This is a genomic window from bacterium, from assembly GCA_026416715.1.
Lineage (GTDB): Bacteria > UBP4 > UBA4092 > JAOAEQ01 > JAOAEQ01 > JAOAEQ01.
In genome coordinates this window covers 49307-65751 of the sequence record JAOAEQ010000009.1, presented here as the reverse complement: position 1 = coordinate 65751, position 16445 = coordinate 49307, and the positions used below count along the sequence as shown (strand labels likewise).

Sequence of the window (16445 nt, the reverse complement as noted above, 5' to 3'; positions counted from 1 at the left end):
GAATATCGAAATCCGAATCCGAACCAAACTCGATATTTGACATTCGGATTTGCCTTTCCTTATAAATATACCGTTCGAATAAGTTCATCTACCGACGTTATTCCAGCAAGAACTTTTTTAATACAACTTTCGCGAATAGTGTTCATCCCTTCAGCAATCGCAGTTTTCTTAATGTTAACTTCTGATTCACCTTCGGTAATCATACCGCGAAGTGTATCCGTCATTTTCAATACTTCGAACACCCCGGTTCGTCCGATATATCCAGTCCGGAAACAAGCTTCACATCCTTTTCCACGGAACAATTTTACTTTTTCTTTTGCGCTCAAGCCGAGTTCTTCTTTTAAAGCCGCATCCGGTTCATATTCTTCTTTACAATGTGGACAAATGGTTCTAACTAAACGTTGGGCAATAACCCCAATGACCGAACTGGCGATCAAGAACGGTTTAACCCCAAGATGAATTAACGTCGTTACGGCACTCGGTGCATCGTTGGTATGAAGTGTTGCAAAAAGTAAATGACCAGTTAACGCAGCACGAACCGCAATTGCTGCTGTTTCCGCGTCGCGGATTTCACCGACCATCAGGATATTGGCATCTTGACGAAGGATAGCGCGTAAACCGCTCGCAAAAGTTAAATCTACTTTGGGGTCAACCTGAACCTGGTTAATTCCCGGAAGCTGGTATTCAATCGGGTCTTCAATAGTAACAATATTTGCGGTTAAAACGTTTACTTCATTTAATGCAGAGTATAACGTAGTTGTTTTCCCGCTGCCAATAGGACCGGTAACCAGAATCATCCCATACGGCCGATGAATTAGTTTGCGGACGGTTTCTAAATCTTCCGGTTCAAATCCTAGTTGGGGTAATCCTTTCAACACCTGCGATTCGTCTAGGAGCCGTAGCACAATTTTTTCACCGAAATGGGTCGGTAAAGTAGCAACTCGGATATCATAATCTTTCTGGTTCATTCGGTAGGTAATATGTCCATCCTGCGGTCGACGTCGTTCGGTAATATCCATATTCGCAAGAACTTTTATTCTGGATTGAACTGGTAACTGTTGGTCTTCACCTAACGTCATAACATCATGGAGCATCCCGTCAATCCGGTACCGAATGCGCATTTTCGGCACCTGCGGTTCAAGATGGATATCAGTTGCTCGTGAACGTATCGCAGTTTCAATAATTGAATTGACTAAACCAATTATCGATACGCTATCAATTTGTTGCATCAGCTGGTCTTTTCCAATAATCGGACCTGGTCCTTTTATTGTGGTCGGTTGTACCTGTTTCTCAGATTCAGCTGGTTTAACTTCACCGGGTTCTGATCCCGCCAAACGAGAAACTTGTTCTTCGGTAGGGAATAGTTTATCCGTCATCATTTTTAATGGTCCTTCCTCAACTAACATTGGAACAATCTGGCACCCGGTTAATAATGCCATATCGTCAATCGTTGAGATATCTAAGGGATCTAGCATCGCTACCCATAACTGTTGTTTATCTCGTTTCACCGGGAGTACATGATGTTCCCGAATAAATGGTTCCGGTAATAAATGCGCTATTTCAGTAGATATAGTTTCGGTAGTTAAATCTATATATGGTACTTCCAGATACTTATCGAATGTTTCTTTAACCTGTTCGAGAGTGAGAAATCCACCGTCAACCAGCACTTTCCCTAGTGGAATCCGCTCTTTCTTTTTCTTCTCTAATGCGGTAGCAAACTCTTTTTCTGACATTAATCCGCGTTGAATCAAAATTCTACCGATAATTTTATCCTGGTTCGCTTCTTGCTGATATCGAATAATATCGCTGATATTTTTCGGCGTTACATATTGCAGATTTATCAGGATTCGTTCGAGCGGAAATCCAGTGGTCTTTTGTCGTTCCTGAGCGGTTTTAAGTTGGTCTTCGGTTATAAATCCTGCTTCAACCAGTGCGGTACCTAAATCCGTCTCTTTCGGCTTATATTGAACAAGGATCTCTTCTAATTCCGCTTCCGTAAATACCCCTTCTTCAACCAGCGATTTCTGTAGCACTTCCGTTTTTTCGCGGAGAAATGGAACCGAGATACGGTAGGTTAACAATTCTTTAATGGTTTCAAGGTTAACTTCTTGTTTAAGAATCGTTAACAACGATTTATTCGTCTGCTGATATTCTGTTTCGAGCCGTTTCGCCTGGTCTTCAGTTAATAGCCCGGCTTCAAGTAACATTTTCCCTAATTTTGTTTCTTTCTTTTTCGGCATAATTTTATTAACATTAGAATATCGAATATCGAATTTCCAAAAGGGTTAGTATTGCTGCACAATTTGGTTTCCTAAATCCTCCCAATAGATGATCGGATTATCTACTTTGGAAATGTCAACCAAGGCGAAAATCGTCCGAATCGCCCGGTCTTCATTTTTGAATTTAACGGTTCCTTTTGCGACAATTTGATATATGTTGGTCGGTGTAACCCCGAACTTACCGAGGGCATTAATTTGTTCAGGGTCAGCTAATTTCCATTCCGCAGTGTATACCAACCTCATTTCGCTGGTTATCGGGTCTGTTTTCGGAACAATTTCTCCTTCAATTTTACCCGGCGTGGATTTCGATTTCAGTTCTGCTATAGCCACTTGCATACCCGCTTTTGCAAGATGAAGCATCTGGATACTATCTTTCGTCTGGCTACCACGCATTAAACTATAATAAGCATAACCGGAAAAAGATAACGCGATAATTAACAATATCGCTACTAAACTGATTACGATGATGAGAACATAACCCTTTTTGTTCATAACATCCAAAATCCAAATAAATCAGCACATCTTCAAATCATTTAATCATTTAAATAAAATTTTATAATGTAATGATTATATGATTTATTTAGGGATTTTTTCATTGAAATTTATCCCGATTTACCGTGAGCTTCCGACGTAGTCGGGTTTTAACTTGCCATCAGCCGAACTACAGTTTGTAATTGGAACGTTCCATCTTGTTCTTTCGGATGCTGGACGGTAATAATGACCATAACCTGTTTTGGTAATCCAGGTCGGTTCATCCATTCTTCAACCCATCCGGGACCGGTCGGTAACTGCGTATCCCAATACCGTAATCGAAGTCCATATTTAACGTTCGGTAATCCAATACCAAGTCCGTGAACGTTTTTTGTGGTATTAACTTGACCGTCAATCATATCGTCTTCATAACGATATATCCGCGATTCGAAATCTTTTCCTCGATTCGTGGTTTGAACCGCATACAACACTTCTTGAAATGTTATTGAAGTTTTTCCTTTTTGTTCCGGTAAACTTTTCCCAACCACCAGCAGTAAAGAATCATTATCTAAACCAACCGCATCGCCCTTTCGCCCTTGAAATAAAACATGATTGTTGTTATCTTTTGCTAACGCTACCGCGCCGGATAAATCGCGCGTAATATAATCCATCGCTAATCGCGCTTCTTCTAATCGTTCAATTTCCGCTAGTCCTCGTTTTCCGAGTCGGAACGTCGTATCCATTGCGCCGTAAATAATGAACACTACTACTGCAGCGATCACCATTGCTACAACAACCTCAACAACCGTCATCCCGTGAGCAGCTCGGAATTTGAAATATAGATTTTGTCGTTTATATGTCAGCATACGTTATTTCGGTTTTAAGGTTACAAGACTAATGCTATGCTGACCATGCGGGTCAGACCATTTAACCTTTACTTCAAGCTGAATGAAACCGGGTGGAACTTGAACTTCAGGCGCAGTATACTGTTTCCGTTCCCAGTAGTAGGTTATTCTTTGTCGGTCTTCAGCAGCCATAGTTTTATCTGCGGATATTTCTTCAATTTTTTCCTGCGCGAGATATACTGCAGAGGTATACCCTCGACTTAAATCATACGCATCAAATCCAGTGATAAACAAATCGGTCAAACCGACAATTGCTACCGCAGCTATCGCAATAGCTACGATAACTTCTACTAACGTCTGTCCTTTTTTGGAGTTCGTTTGAACCATACTGCAATAAAATTTTAATAGATGGAAAATAGTTAATTGGGATAGTAATTGTATAAAATTTACTCTAGAAAACCGCATTTTGTCAAGAGAAAACCGTATTTATTTTACAAAAATATTACACTAGAACAAATAGCAAATTTACCCCTGGTTTGAGACGAATGATGAACCGAAAATTCAATTGATTCTCGCGCGAACTAAAAGACTCGTATCAGATTGTTTGGATAACCCCTTTAACGAAAACTTTTTTTACCCGGAATCGATTATCAAGTACAACAATATTCGCTTCTCTATTCGGTGCTATACTACCAATGCGATGCGATACCCCAAGGATTTGCGCTGGGGTTAATGTTGCCATACGAATCGCTGCTTTTAGCGGAATCTGGCAATAGTGAACTGCATTCGCTACGGCACGATTCATCGTTAACGTGCTTCCGGCAATTGTTCCGTCTGGTCGGGTAACTTTACCGTTCTTAACAATAATTTTTCGACCGTGTCCTTGAGAATGATATATTCCATCTGGAAGTCCAGCTGCACGAATCGCATCGGTTATTAACACCATTCTATTTGCTCCTTTAAGCCTATAAATCAACTTGATAATTTCCCAATCGAGATGGATGCCATCGCAAATAACTTGAACCGAGATTCTGTCATCCAATAAACACGCTAGTGTTGCTCCTGAATTACGATGATGGATAGGAGTCATCTGGTTGAATATATGCGTAGTATGGGTTATCCCGGCATCAAAACTGCGTTTTGCTTCTGCAAACGATGCGTTGGTATGGCCAATCGCAGCGATGATACCATGGTCCACAACATGTTGAATGATCGGAATTGTTCCTAACAATTCAGGAGCGATAGTAAGCATTTTCAAATTGCCCTGTGATAATCGTTCGATTTCTTTGAGTAACTTTTTACTTGGTGGCTGAATAGATTCACCTGGAATTCCGCCTTTTCGTTCCGGGTTGATAAATGGTCCTTCAAGGTGTATCCCGATACAGGTCGCCGCTGGCTCGCTATCCGGTGCAGAATTTTGAGTTGCTAAGAACCGGCTTAATCGACTGATCGTTGGTGGATGAAATTCGGTAGTGGCAAGAAATGCGGTTGTTCCTCCCTGAAGAAGATTTTTACATAAAGTTGGTAATGCAGTTTCAGGTTCATCCCAGACGTCGTAACCATACGCCCCTTGAAGATGCAAATCTATAAAACCGGGTACAACAAGTTGATTTGCAGCATTGATAATCACCGCATCCTTCGGCAGTTTAATTCGTTCTCGATGACCAACCTGTTTAATTCGCTGGTTTTCTATCACCAACGTTCCGTTTTGAATGAGCGAGATAGGCGTAACAATGGTTCCATTTATAATAGCAATCCTATTGTTTTTCATAGGTAAATAGTATACCATAATTTATAAATCTCAATTCGATTATCCTTTATTGCAAAACAATCAAGTGGTTCCATAAAATCGTAATGAATAACGCTAGGTTGCAAAAAGTTAATTGAGAGAAACATTTTATGTTCTCGACAAAAAATTGTTACAAATTTTGCTACTTAGCATAATTTTATACTTGTCATTTTATATCAAATTGTGCTATTATGCCGATAAACCTAAAATGAATAGATAGGTTAAATAGTTATAACTGTTTAACCATTTAACTTATCTACTTAAATTTTGTGCTATTTGGCAGTAAAAAAGAAAAGGAAACTGAGTTTTGGACTGGTGATGCGGTATTTCCTTTTGATTTAGTGCCGGTAGAAGAATTATCTCTTCGTCTTGCTTGCCCGCTAAAAGTTATACCGCGATATGTTCCGCGCTCGCTCCCATTTAATACTGCTAATGTACAAGAATTGATGGGGAAAAAAGTAGCAATCACTGGTCGACCGTGTTCCGGAAAAACTCGGGAAGCGATCGAACTTATTCGGAACCTGCATCAAATTCACCCGGTTACTGTGTTTGTTTTACGTTGTTGTCTTTCGACGCCTATCGAATTTCCAGAAGGGTTGCCTACCGCAAATATTGTTCTTCTCATAGATGATTTACCACATTTACCGAGTGTATCTGCGCCAGAATCGTTATCCGAATGGCGGTATAAACCACCAGGGTTACTCCATCGATTGCGTGCAACCATATCCTGGTTTGAAAAACAATCGCAACAACCGGTAACCGTCATTATAACCGCACGAGATGAAGAACTATACCCGATTATTGAACGCGCGACTTCATCTTGGTTCAAAGATACCTTTAAAGAAATCCGGCTCCCGAATTTTACACCGGAACAAACCGGATTGTTTATTGACGCGGTCTGCGATGCAACCGATATTCCACCGTTAGATGAAAAAATGCGGGCGAATTTTGTCCGAGACGGGGATGGAACCCTTGAACGCTACGTGCATTTTTTCGCTCGAAAAACGCGAGGCACCAAGATAACTGATTCGGAATACACCGAGTTCTCTCAAAATAAAGATATGTTCTGGCATTGGATCCATTTACGAATGAAAAATGAAGAACGCGCGATTTTTCGGGTATTAAGTTTATTCCGGTTTTATAACATTCCTGCGGTTAAAGATTTAGTTATTCAATGGTGTATTCGATATTGTGAAGAAGGAAAAGGACTTAAACCCCATCAGATAGAATTGGCGATAGATTATCTCTCCCGTCAATATTTCAATTTATGGCAGAATCGGATTTTCTGCCATGATACGAGATTAAAATTTGAACCAGTACCATTTGCACACGAACTAGACTCGTTAGCCCAGTTTCTGATTCACTCAGCAAACGCGGATAAACATATTCGCCCGCTCCTGCTGGGCAGTCTCTGCGAACTGGCCGAAGCCGCTTATTTACGACACCATTATCCACTAGCAAAACAAATTCTTGAGTTCGTCTATAAATATCATCGGGACCATCCGCAGGTGAATCTGACCCTTGCTTTAGTTCATTTAGCGCTTGGACTTCAGCAAAAGAAAAAATTTCATACGGAATTAGCAACTGCAATTAAATATGGCGAAACTGCGTTAAGATTCTTTCCAGAAACAGTTTTTCCCTATGAACATTCACTGACCCAATATCTTCTCGCGATATTATATACCGAACTAACTCAAGGGAATCGCGAGGATAACGCCCGGGTAGCGTTATCGTGTTGTAAACATGCGTTACGCTATTTCACGCGCGAACAAGAACCGTTCTATTATGCGGCAGTCCAACTCCAGCTTGGTGCCATCCACTTACATCTCACCAATCCTACCCGAGATGACAACTTAGCATCCGCAATAGATGAACTTAACGAAGCTCTATCCATTTTCGTTCAGGGAGTACATGCGGAACCGTTTGCCTACGCTTCGATGCTATTAGGGAAAGCTTACCACGAATTAAACTTAGGTGATAAAGCGACCAATCTTAAAAATGCTATGGATAACTATTTTGCTGCGTTATTAGTTGCAACACGGCAATCGTTCCCATTCGACCATGTGCACCTTCAAGTCCTTCTGGGCAAAGCGTATCTCGAGCTTCCAACCGGAGAAACTAAAGAGAATATCGGACAAGCGCTTGATTGTTTCCGGGAAGCGCTGACGGTATATGTACCTACCGAACATTCAAGTGAATATGCCAATGCACAATATCTTATGGGAATCGGATTTTCTAAACTGCCAGGGGATAAGGTTCGTAACCTCCAGCAAGCGATTATCTTTTTCAAAAATGCGTTAAAGATTTATACTAAAGCTGCTTATCCAACTGAGCATCAACTTGTGACCGGTGCACTAACCGCTGCAGAAATGGAACTCGAACGACTCCAGAAATCATCTGTAACAACCTAGGAGGATATCTTATCCGTATCGGTAACCAGTGCGGGTAACGTCTCTCGAGTACCTAGCGACAAGAGAGTTTCTAGCCAGGCAGTATGAGGATTAACTAATTGGAGTTGAAGATTATTTTCTTTCTGGAGCGCGCTTCGGAGTAAACGATTTTTCCGTTTAAGTTCTGCAATATCATCAAATCGCTCGTGTTCAAACGCGGTTCCTTTTTTTGGCACAAACGGGGATATCGCTACAATTACCTTACCCGCGCGACCAAAAGGTTTACTTGCAGAAATCAAAATATTGCGAAGCCGTCTAACCAGCGCTATAAGCGCTTGAATATCCGCCTCAGTTTCTTGCGGTAATCCGAGCATAAAATACAACTTGATATTTAACAATCCGTTCGATACCGCTCGATAGACTTGTTCCATTAATTCATTGTCCGTGAGCGGTTTACCGATTGAGGTTCGCAACGTTTCGGTTCCAGCTTCTGGTGCGAACGCAATCGTTTTCTGCCCACTTTGTTTTAACAATCTAAAGAGGAGATCCGGCGCTTTATCCGCACGTAATGAAGCAAATGAAACCGGAATCTTCCGTTTAAGCATCTCTGCGCAAAACTGATCAAGTTGCGGATAATCAGCAATGGCTGTGGCAACAATACCGATTCGCGGAATAGCGCCGCTTCCAGAAAATCTGCGAGCAAACTCAATTTGTTCATAGATGTGGTGTAAACTTCGATATCGAACCGGTTTATAGAATGTACCGGCTAAACAGAACCGACAGGAATATGGACATCCGCGGCCGAGTTCAATCAGAACCATGTTCTTAAATTCGGTATAAGGAGTAATAATCTGTGAAACGCTCGGAAATTTATCTAATTCGGTAAGATGTAATCGCGTAATATGTTCCGCAGATGTATTACGATCCGGTAAATAGATTCCCGATAACCGTTCAAGCCGGTCGTTCCGTTTCCGTTTATCGTTCATAGTTGCAATCAGAATCTCTAACATTGGCTCAATAATTTCTTCCGCTTCGCCAAGAACCACCGCATCAACGATATTCGCAATTGGTTCCGGATTTGCGGAAACCGCAATTCCCCCAGCGATAAGATATGGATACCGTTTGCTTCGTTCTATGCGGAAAATCGGAATATTCGCTTGCCGAAGAAGCGCAACTAAATTCAACTCATCTAACTCAAATGATAAAGAACAAGCAATTGTATCGAAAGCGGTTAACGCAGTTCCCGACTCGAGCGATCGCGGGATTCCAGTATACCCTGGGATATAAAAAAACCTTTCGCAAACGATGTTCGGATGCGCGTTGAATAAACGATACAGCGTATGTACGGCTAAGTTTGACATTCCAATCGCATATGTGTTCGGATAAATCAACGCAAGTTTTAGTTTACCACGATGCGATTTTCGAATCGTCCCACGTTCTGCTTGTAAGAGTTGAAATGGAGTAGTCGTTAGTAATCGGGACATGAATTTAAAATAGAAAAATAAAAGATTACTCTTTACTTTGTAATCCGGACTAGCCGACACGGGGTTTCTTGTAACACTTTCCGTAATAACGAACTCAATCCGTTATATTCTGCCAGAATTGATACCGGGATAGTTACTGCGGCCTGTTGGTTTAAATAGCGATGGAATGATGATTCAGCAATGATACGGAAAAATAATTCATGCGAGGTAAATTCCGTAAACTGCGCTCCTACCGTATAATATACCCCGCCGTTGGTTGGTTTCCGCTTAACAACTGGAGTAGCTAATATCGGTTCTCTCTCCAAATCAAGCTTGGCAAACCGATATGCAATTTCCGGAATTTCGGTTGGTTCAAGTCGTAATACAAGATTATACGTTTGACTCAATTGCTGACATTGAGCAGAGAGATAAGCAAGAATTTGTCCTGCTAGTGTGCGTGCTGGTTCCGATTGATGTAATTGCGCACCATAGAATGATTCAACAAGTTCATTCAATCCGAGAAGTCCGATTGCGTAGGTTACCTGGGGCACAGTTTCGGCAATTGATGTGAGTAGCTCTCTCAACCGAGCGCCATAAACTCGATTCAAGAAAACCTGTTTTTGCAGATGAGCTTGGATAATAAGATGTAAGCGGGTCTGAATGAGCTGGAATAAATATGGTTCACTTTCCGCTTTTACCGCTTGATACGCGATGTTTGGTAAATTTAACGTTACTTTATGTAAGACCCATTCGGGAGAAATTGATTGGGAATCGTTCAATAATCGGAAATAAAGTTTAGGCACCGGACATGTCGAGGTTTGCTCTTGGGAAAACTCTGCCTTTCGTTCAAGTATCCAATATTCAATGGCATCTAGCAGCGCTTGGCTACCATCTGCACACATATCTTGTTCAGTAATTAAAACTTCCCAATTACAGGACGAAAAAAGCGGTTGGGTCAATTGTGGAAGACATTCAGCAAACTTGGCCAGCGGTACTTGAACGCGGAACTGTGCAGCTAGGTTAAGAGTACATAATCGATTAAATTGTAAATCAGTTTCCGGTAATACGAAGCGAAGTTCATATCCTCTAACAATCTCATCGAGGTTATGCAGATAAAGAATCCCTTGCGCATGCGCATCAACCACTTCGGTTGAAAATACCTTTGCCAGCGCATACTGTCGTTCGATAGCCCTAAGAACCGTCTGGGATAAGGTATTATCTGCTGGAATTGGTTGCGATAATAATAATCGTTCGAAATCATAGAGCGGTAATCCTAATCGTGCATGCATCCTTCTCTCTTTTTCTAACCCGTATTCCAGTAATTTGGCGTTAACCAACTCGCGAATCAATCCTGCGGTGATAATGCGCAGATTCGATTCGATTATTTGCAATTCAACTTCCTTACTGATTTTGGTTGCGACCTGAATATCAAGTTGTGTTTCCCGAACTAGCGCATCAATAATCCGTTGTCGGTTCCAAGCGATAATTTCTTCATCAGAAGTTCTGACTTGGAGTTCCTGCGAAACAAGCGAGGCTTGCGCCGAAGACGTCGATTGTGTCAATTGAATTTGTCGATGTCGTTGCCGAGCCGCGCGATAGAGAATAAACGCTTTAGCGGTTTGCGCATGTCCATGTTCAATCAAAACTTTTTCGATAGCATCCTGCACCTGTTCAACGTTCAACAACCCATCTGGATACGTCCGCGATAAATAGAGAATAACCCGGTCGGCTAACGAATCCGCTAATGCATAATCTTTCCCGCCAACTGATTGTGCCGCTTTAAAAATTGCGGTGGTTATCTTATTCTTATCGAAATCAACCAATGTTCCGTCGCGTTTCTGAATCCGGCGAAACATGAGTTTCGGAACGGTTAATTCAGCAATCGTTTCCTTCGGAAATAAGAAATTATTTTCTGCATCTATCATAATTATTATTCCTCATTAGATTAGCAAGAACGATTCAAGTACCAAAGCTTTTTTATTTTCTAACGTTATACCTCTATTGAATTTAATCAAACTCGTTTTTTCTTTTTCGGTTTCTTAACCGATACTTGAAATGAAGCCGTGGCAATCTGCGATGGCGTGAGTAACCGAACTATAACCGCACAGTCTTTTTCCGGCATAGATAACAACAGAATCCCAGAAAGAGTCGGATTATTCGAATCGGTAATCTCATGTATCCGATACGCATGTAATGGCTCTTGCAAGCTTAATATCGGCGTTGAAAACATCCCGATTGTAGGATGTGGAACACGTTCAGGCAACACCGCGCCCCATTCAACTACTTCCTGGTCAATAACGGTAACAGATAAATTGGTTTCTGCGATAATTTGGGTTTCGTTCCAGTACGCTAGTAGTTTAATGAGATATTCCCCAGGAGATAACGGCGGAATAAGATAGGAGACGGTTTGTTTTTCTCCCGGATATAATTCCATTTCAGATTTTGGAGTTAACAAGATACCTGAAACCGTGCCCATATCTGTTAGATTAACGACATCGAGTCGGTACGTTATTTTGCCAAATCCGAATGATTTCAGCAGAGTTCGGCCGACATTGCGGATTTCGAATAATAACCGATAATATCGGTTACTTCGGAAGCGATTGGTCAATTTCGGAATCGCTGATTTCGAATACTCGCCAGATTTTTTCGTCTGCATCGCCCCTAGATAATTAAACACTATTTCCATTTCTTTCGGAAATGCTGACGTCGTATATACCCATCGGGATAAATACTTTGGGTTCTCAAACGCAGTCGCTTCAACAGCAGCCAATCCGAGACCGGATAATTGATATTCGATAGCTAAATTATTTCCAGCTGTACCTAATTTGGGCACGATAAAATGAGCGGTAATCAAACTGGCGGTTATCGTTGCTGTATATATTTCCGGCTTATTGTCAGGGAATGGCTCGATAGCGACATACATTTTTTGTTTTCCTATGGTTGACACTGAACGTGCTGCGATACATAATGAATGACCAGCTAAGAATAAGGTACATATAACCATTGGTACAACTATCCGCTGATACATAACAATTTCGTTAGTCAGAAAATTTAACCCGTTAATTTCATTAGTTTGCTATCGACAACAAATGTTACTGGTCCATCATTCACCAGTTCTACGAGCATATACGCTCCGAATCTACCAGATTTAACAACTATTCCCTGGGAACGAATTTCAGTAGTTAATATTTCTAATAGTTCAATAGCACGGTCTGGAGATGCTGCCTGCGTAAAACTTGGACGTCGACCACTATAAACATCGGCACATAGAGTGAACTGAGACACTAACAGTAGTTCTCCGTGAATATCCATCAAGGATAAATTCATTTTTCCATTCAGATCTGCAAAAATCCGCATCGTTGGAATTTTTTTTGCCAACAACCGAGCATCTGACTCGGCATCTGTTTGGTCAACACCAACCAATCCTAATATCCCTTGCCCAATTTCAGCAATACATTCCGTATTGACCGTAACTTGTGCGCGTTTAACCCGCTGAAGCACTGCAATCATTGTTTATTCACCTTAGCCACATATTGCATCCGAAGATTAAACAACATTTCCTCTAATGTCTTTTCTTCCTCGGAAGTAAGATTGCCTTTAGTTTTTTGTTGTAAAATTTCTAATAGATCAATGTTAAACTTCGCGAGTGGTAAATTTGGTTCCGATTTATTCGTCCCCGGGTTCGGAATCAGACCGAGCGATTGCATCGCTTGCATACCCAGAATCAACGCTAGTTGAATAAAACTTGCTTCTGGAAGCATGTGTGATTCTTCCGGTTTCTGGTTCGAAGAACTTTCAAATGTTGCTTGATTTGATGGTTCATTTTTTTTCTCTTCTGACATAAGGGTGAATGCTGGTCTCAGTTGGCGCTTCTATGTTCTGATGGAAAAAATAGAAGAACACAGTAGAGACCAAAATGTTCGAGGATGGCAATACCAGATTTTGTCTGATAATTATTGTTAAAAGAAATTATCGCAGAAATTGCCTGTAAAGTCTAGCGGAGGTTACCTAATGCCGTTTAAGGCTAAAGCTTATGCAACCCTCGACTAAAGTCGAGTTGAAAAAAGCAAGTCGCACAACGGGTTCAATTCATTTAAATCTGTCCAAACGAATTACGAAAGTTAGCTCGCGATATTTCGCGTGCATAGACGGTTGGGGTGAGGATCTCATCGGTAGCCCAACCGTTTACTTAGTTCATTATTCTTGGTCAACATAAACATCATCGAAATAAATCGATTGCAACGGTTTCCCGATTGGGTTAATCGTAACAAACTGTACCGCGTTATAGTTCGACATTGGTGTATAGGCAAACTGAATCTGTTGCCAATCCCCCGGATCCCATTTTCCAGGCTGAAGTATTCCATTCCCACTTTCTATAATTTTAGTATATCCGCTATCGAAACTATAAAAATAGAGGTATACTTTCTGAGTATTACTCTTCGAAGTCGAAGTGCTAAACAACCAAATAGAAGCAATACAATTTTTCCCAGCAGCGGGCACAGTACAAAACTGACTCACTTTTCCTTTTTCAGCGCCAAGTTGATTTGCTCGAATCACGCCGTTATGCCCCGACCAGCTCGATACCCAACTCCAAGTTCCGGTACCGGTTCCATCACCATAGATTTCGACTAACCAGTTGTTCGTATTACTTGCAAAACTGCGATTAGCTATGGATACAGTCGTAGAGCCTGGATACCCATTCGGTGGCTCTCGATATACTTCAATTTCATCGAAATAAATCGCTCCGGTAACCTCGGAGTTTGTCGGATTTATTCCTACTACCTGAACGGCGAGAATCGTGCTGGTAGCATAATGCCCTATTTCTAGCTGTCTCCAGGAACCAGCCGTCCCTAATCCGCCTGACCCCGACGCAATAACCTGATTTGCAGTTTTCGCTACCGAACTATCATTCGCTAACTCCTGCAGATAGAGATATACTTTCGGTTGTTTGGAAACGTTACTGATATTCGTTGCGACTTTTGTTTTGGCAATATACCAGCCAGGCGATGAAACCGAGAATACCTGAGTCAATTTCGCTTTTTCACCTGGCGCTTGATTGATTTTCAATACTCCGCTCTGCCCGCTATAACTCGCAAGCCGCGATAGTGTTCCTGGTGAACTCGCATCACCATATCTCTCATAGTACCAATATGTAGTATCACTACTGACCGTGAAATTGCCGTAACTATTGACTGGCCATTTCAGAGTATAGAGGAACCCACGGTCGAGTTTATACATTCCACTAGCTGAAACGTTTAGACCCGGTTGACCGATAGCATCAATTGCTACTTTACGTTCGCTCGTTCGAGTTTTCCCACCCATATCCATGATTTGCGATGGAACGGTATAGGTCGTTCCGTCAACGAATTGATTTGCAGCCCGTGCTAAAACTCCGTTACCGAGAATCCTTATTATCATTAATATCGAAATCGCAAATCCGAAACAAAATCTAACCGAAAAACACGCAAACATTGGGGAAAAAATATTTTTTAGGTTAGTACTAAAAAATAATTTTAGCGAATTCGGCAAGCTCAGTAGTGAAGATTTTGTTTTGATTTCGATATTCGAATATTTGCATTTGTTTTTATAATTATTCATAGGTCACCTTTGCCTTTCGAAATTTTTTGATTACACAGATGTAAGTTTTTAATCAGCGAAATCGGGAAAAATCTATGTAATCCTTTTATGTTATTGATGACCTACAAACACCGGAATTTTCCCTTGACCGCTGGCTAACGAACCGAGCGCTTTCCCAATAACGGTTCCAACCCTCGTTTGGTTCGGGTCTGCTTTCATCGCATATCCCGGATTCGGAGATGTAACCAATAAATCCCCAGGCTGAATCGCACCATAACTCGCATCAACTTTAATCGCTTGATAAGCGCCAAGGGTAACTACACTCACATATTCATTCGGCATAACTAATTGTGCCGCACTGGGCGCTACTTCGACTTCTTTCTCCGGTAATTCAAATTCAGCTAATCCTTTCGCATCACGAGTACAGGTTCGAATACTCCAACATTGATTAACGACCCCAACTACTGCGGAATCATATCCGATATTGGTTTTCGCAATATGCATTAGGGGTATCTGTCCAAGAATCGGAGAACTACTCCCTTTAATCACTACTACATCACCAATTTCAAGCGTTCCTGTCCCGATATTCTTACAGAGGTCAACCACAAATCCGGATTTACTCCCGGTAACAGTTAAATTGCCAGCAATATAAACATTACCGCTAGCATAGATTGCTTGGCTGGCAGTATTTCCAGTATAAAAATATCCTCCTCGAGAGTTCTGGCTTCGTGCTTGGATGCCGTAAGCTAATGCACCGGTAGCAATTGCATAAACCGCATCATAGGTATTACTATCGGTTCGTGCATATACGCCATAACTAGTCCGGCTATACCCATAGACTCCCCTAGAACTATAACTCTCTCCATAAACTCCGTATCCGGTAGAACTATAACCATAAACACCTCTTCCGCTTCCCTCGTTTCGTCCATAAACTGCATTATTGGTGCTATTCGTATACCCATATACACCGGTACCATCAGGAGCTTTTGCATATAATCCATAAGCGTTAGTAGTACCATACGTATATCCATATAACGCTATACCACCCGATGCATATGCTACACCATAAACACCAATTCCATTCGACCCATACGCGATGCCGCCAACCCCGGTTCCGCCTACAGTAGAATAATTATACCCACTTACTGCGCGCCAGTCACCATATTGTAGAGCATTAATAGTTGAATATCCATCGCTCTTGTTGGTAGCTCTTACCGCATTTCCATTCCATCCATCACTTTGTGCATAAATTGCATCGCTAGTAGTTGCATAAGCATATATGCCGAGACCGTCACCGTAATTTTGCACCTGTAATATCGTATTGGATGTTGTTCCAATACCATATAAACTACCCACCCAGGTATCTCCATTAGCGTTCAGGAACCGACTATCAAACGCGCTTCCATCTTGATAACCGCTCGATAAACCTACCGTATCATTACTGATACTTAAACCATTACCAACATTTACATCGAGCGTTACCGACCCGGAACTCCCACCACCACGTAACCCATCTCCTGCAGTCACACCGGTGATATCACCGAAATCACTCGGCACTGACCCCTGTAATGTCTGTGCAGTTATCGCACTTACTGCATTATCCGCATAAAACGCATAGCCGACACTAGTCA

General features: G+C 41.6%; 12 protein-coding genes. 1 reads left to right on the top strand and 11 read right to left on the bottom strand.

The genetic code is table 11. From position 1 onward, the window contains the following. Nucleotides 1-59 precede the first annotated feature (59 nt). The 5 genes from N3A72_05335 to nagA all read right to left on the bottom strand — a co-directional run bounded on the left by N3A72_05335 (nucleotide 60) and on the right by nagA (nucleotide 5366). On the bottom strand, nucleotides 60-2240 hold the full coding sequence (locus N3A72_05335; protein ID MCX7919024.1) for a GspE/PulE family protein: 2181 nt from the start codon (nucleotides 2238-2240) through the stop codon (nucleotides 60-62). 45 nt (nucleotides 2241-2285) lie between these two features. Further along, the gene (locus tag N3A72_05330; GenBank protein ID MCX7919023.1) at nucleotides 2286-2771 is read right to left on the bottom strand and encodes a hypothetical protein; all 486 of its coding nucleotides are present in this window, start codon (nucleotides 2769-2771) and stop codon (nucleotides 2286-2288) included. 149 nt (nucleotides 2772-2920) lie between these two features. After that, nucleotides 2921-3616 carry a hypothetical protein gene (locus N3A72_05325; GenBank protein MCX7919022.1) on the bottom strand — a complete coding sequence of 232 codons (696 nt, stop codon included), beginning with the start codon at nucleotides 3614-3616 and terminating at the stop codon, nucleotides 2921-2923. Between the two features lie 3 nt (nucleotides 3617-3619). Further along, nucleotides 3620-3982: a prepilin-type N-terminal cleavage/methylation domain-containing protein gene (locus N3A72_05320; protein MCX7919021.1), complete on the bottom strand. Its 363-nt coding sequence runs from the start codon at nucleotides 3980-3982 to the stop codon at nucleotides 3620-3622. Nucleotides 3983-4190: 208 nt separating this feature from the next. Next, nucleotides 4191-5366 (bottom strand): N-acetylglucosamine-6-phosphate deacetylase, encoded by a 1176-nt coding sequence (nagA, locus tag N3A72_05315; protein ID MCX7919020.1) that lies wholly within the window; start codon nucleotides 5364-5366, stop codon nucleotides 4191-4193. A 287-nt stretch (nucleotides 5367-5653) separates the two neighbouring features. Between nagA and N3A72_05310 the strand changes: the two genes are divergently transcribed. After that, nucleotides 5654-7795: a hypothetical protein gene (locus tag N3A72_05310; protein ID MCX7919019.1), complete on the top strand. Its 2142-nt coding sequence runs from the start codon at nucleotides 5654-5656 to the stop codon at nucleotides 7793-7795. Here N3A72_05310 and N3A72_05305 read toward each other — a convergent pair. From N3A72_05305 to N3A72_05280, 6 genes are all read right to left on the bottom strand, one after another. Next, entirely contained in the window at nucleotides 7792-9258 is a 1467-nt protein-coding gene (locus tag N3A72_05305) for a radical SAM protein (GenBank protein MCX7919018.1), read from the bottom strand. The two genes, N3A72_05310 and N3A72_05305, sit on opposite strands and share 4 nt — an antisense overlap. Before the next feature lie 32 nt (nucleotides 9259-9290). After that, nucleotides 9291-11162, bottom strand: a complete 1872-nt coding sequence (locus N3A72_05300; GenBank protein MCX7919017.1) for an ATP cone domain-containing protein — start codon at nucleotides 11160-11162, stop codon at nucleotides 9291-9293. 86 nt (nucleotides 11163-11248) lie between these two features. Then, the gene (locus N3A72_05295; GenBank protein MCX7919016.1) at nucleotides 11249-12241 is read right to left on the bottom strand and encodes a hypothetical protein; all 993 of its coding nucleotides are present in this window, start codon (nucleotides 12239-12241) and stop codon (nucleotides 11249-11251) included. A gap of 47 nt (nucleotides 12242-12288) precedes the next feature. After that, nucleotides 12289-12747: a D-aminoacyl-tRNA deacylase gene (dtd, locus tag N3A72_05290; GenBank protein MCX7919015.1), complete on the bottom strand. Its 459-nt coding sequence runs from the start codon at nucleotides 12745-12747 to the stop codon at nucleotides 12289-12291. After that, entirely contained in the window at nucleotides 12744-13079 is a 336-nt protein-coding gene (locus N3A72_05285; protein ID MCX7919014.1) for a DUF1844 domain-containing protein, read from the bottom strand. Before N3A72_05285 ends, dtd begins: the two co-directional genes overlap by 4 nt. Nucleotides 13080-13434: 355 nt before the next feature. After that, the gene (locus N3A72_05280) at nucleotides 13435-14655 is read right to left on the bottom strand and encodes a hypothetical protein (protein ID MCX7919013.1); all 1221 of its coding nucleotides are present in this window, start codon (nucleotides 14653-14655) and stop codon (nucleotides 13435-13437) included. Nucleotides 14656-16445 lie beyond the last annotated feature (1790 nt).

What these genes read in the sequence shown, in the direction of transcription:
- N3A72_05300 (MCX7919017.1), bottom strand. Translation starts at nt 11,162, where the DNA reads ATGATAGATGCAGAAAATAATTTCTTATTTCCGAAGGAAACGATTGCT.
- N3A72_05325 (MCX7919022.1), bottom strand. Translation starts at nt 3,616, where the DNA reads ATGCTGACATATAAACGACAAAATCTATATTTCAAATTCCGAGCTGCT.
- N3A72_05305 (MCX7919018.1), bottom strand. Translation starts at nt 9,258, where the DNA reads ATGTCCCGATTACTAACGACTACTCCATTTCAACTCTTACAAGCAGAA.
- N3A72_05335 (MCX7919024.1), bottom strand. Translation starts at nt 2,240, where the DNA reads ATGCCGAAAAAGAAAGAAACAAAATTAGGGAAAATGTTACTTGAAGCC.
- N3A72_05295 (MCX7919016.1), bottom strand. Translation starts at nt 12,241, where the DNA reads ATGGTTATATGTACCTTATTCTTAGCTGGTCATTCATTATGTATCGCA.
- dtd (MCX7919015.1), bottom strand. Translation starts at nt 12,747, where the DNA reads ATGATTGCAGTGCTTCAGCGGGTTAAACGCGCACAAGTTACGGTCAAT.
- nagA (MCX7919020.1), bottom strand. Translation starts at nt 5,366, where the DNA reads ATGAAAAACAATAGGATTGCTATTATAAATGGAACCATTGTTACGCCT.
- N3A72_05320 (MCX7919021.1), bottom strand. Translation starts at nt 3,982, where the DNA reads ATGGTTCAAACGAACTCCAAAAAAGGACAGACGTTAGTAGAAGTTATC.
- N3A72_05285 (MCX7919014.1), bottom strand. Translation starts at nt 13,079, where the DNA reads ATGTCAGAAGAGAAAAAAAATGAACCATCAAATCAAGCAACATTTGAA.
- N3A72_05330 (MCX7919023.1), bottom strand. Translation starts at nt 2,771, where the DNA reads ATGAACAAAAAGGGTTATGTTCTCATCATCGTAATCAGTTTAGTAGCG.
- N3A72_05280 (MCX7919013.1), bottom strand. Translation starts at nt 14,655, where the DNA reads ATGATAATAAGGATTCTCGGTAACGGAGTTTTAGCACGGGCTGCAAAT.